General features: G+C 38.2%; 2 protein-coding genes. Both read left to right on the top strand.

Annotation, left to right across the window (positions count from 1 at the left end; genetic code table 11):
* Positions 1-48 precede the first annotated feature (48 nt).
* Positions 49-747, top strand: a complete 699-nt coding sequence (locus Q8O35_RS11810; protein WP_305573539.1) for a tRNA threonylcarbamoyladenosine dehydratase — start codon at positions 49-51, stop codon at positions 745-747.
* An 18-nt stretch (positions 748-765) separates the two neighbouring features.
* On the top strand, positions 766-1,485 hold the full coding sequence (locus Q8O35_RS11805) for an NYN domain-containing protein (RefSeq protein ID WP_305573537.1): 720 nt from the start codon (positions 766-768) through the stop codon (positions 1,483-1,485).
* The last annotated feature ends 56 nt before the right edge of the window (positions 1,486-1,541 follow it).

Below are 1,541 nucleotides of genomic sequence, written 5' to 3'. Positions count from 1 at the left end.
GTCCTTTAACGTAGGTATTGTATATAATAATAGCGGAACTTTCAAGTGATGAATCAATTTAAACGAATCCAACTCTTACTTAACGATGAACAATTCAACAAACTTCACACAACCCATGTGATGGTTTTTGGGATGGGTGGGGTAGGCAGCTTTGTTTGTGAAGCCCTAATTAGAAGTGGAATTGGTCAGATTTCATTGGTCGATCACGATGATGTAGAGATCACCAACCTCAATCGTCAATTGATCGCAACCCATCAAACCTTGGGTACAAAAAAAGTTGAATCCATGAAAGAAAGATTATTATCAATCAATCCTGAGGCTAAGATCAACATTTATCCCATCTTCTATAATGAAGACAGTAATATTTCACTAGACGGCGTTGATTATGTGGTCGATGCGATCGACAGTGTTCCTTCTAAGATTTCTCTGATGGCGCAATGTGAAAAAGCAGGTGTACCGATGATCATGGCGTGTGGCACAGGGAATAAAATGAATCCACTTGATCTACGAGTCAGTCAACTTTATAAGACGGACATGGATCCTTTAGCAAAAAAACTAAGAACACTTGCGAAAGCAAGGGGTTTAAAAAGTGTTAAGGTCGTCTATTCGATCGAGGCTCCACAAGTTACCCTTCAAGAAAAAGGGACCTATGAAAAAGTCATTATCGGCTCAATGGTGTTTGTGCCTGGGTCAGCAGGATTACTGATTGCCAGTGAAGTCATAAAAGATGTACTTAAAATGGTATAATAAGAAAAAAGGAAATTTATGGAAAAAGAACTTAGAATCGCGGTTTTAATCGATGCTGACAATGTCTCAGAGAAATATGTACGAGTCGTCTTTGACGAAGTGTTGAATCATGGGACTGCCACTTATAAAAGAATCTACGGAGATTGGACTAAACCCCAGTTTGCGAAATGGAAAGATGTCTTACTGAATTATAGTATTTCACCGATTCAACAATATGGTTATACCCAAGGCAAGAATTCAACCGATTCTGCTTTGATCATCGATGCGATGGATATTTTATATTCAGGTAATGTCGATGGCTTTTGTATCGTATCTTCGGACAGCGACTTTACACGCTTAGCATCACGTTTAAGAGAAGCAGGGAAGTATGTATTGGGTATGGGTGAAAAGAAGACGCCACAGCCTTTTATAGCTGCCTGTGAGAAGTTTAAATATCTTGAAGTCTTATTGAAAGACTACACCCCTGAATCCATTGACGATAAAGGTGTCAAAGCCAATAAGAATGATCTAACTGAAATGATCACATCGATCATCAAAGAAAACAGTGATGATGATGGTTGGTCATTCATGGGTGAAATTGGCAACTATATCTCTAAACGTATGCCTGAATTTGATACTCGTAACTATGGCTATCAAAAACTAACCCCTTTGATTTCTTCAATGAAGATCTTTGAGATCCAATCCAGAAAGACCCCTAATCCTAACATCACACATAAGTACGTGAGAATTAAAGAGTGACCTATGGCATATTTGACTTTAAAAAACACATCACTTAAGAAATACAATTCATTAGG

Origin of the sequence: Humidesulfovibrio sp., from assembly GCF_030689645.1 — a bacterium.
Lineage (GTDB): Bacteria > Desulfobacterota > Desulfovibrionia > Desulfovibrionales > Desulfovibrionaceae > Humidesulfovibrio.
The sequence above is the reverse complement of the archived record's forward strand: the minus strand, read 5'-3'. Positions and strand labels throughout refer to the sequence as shown.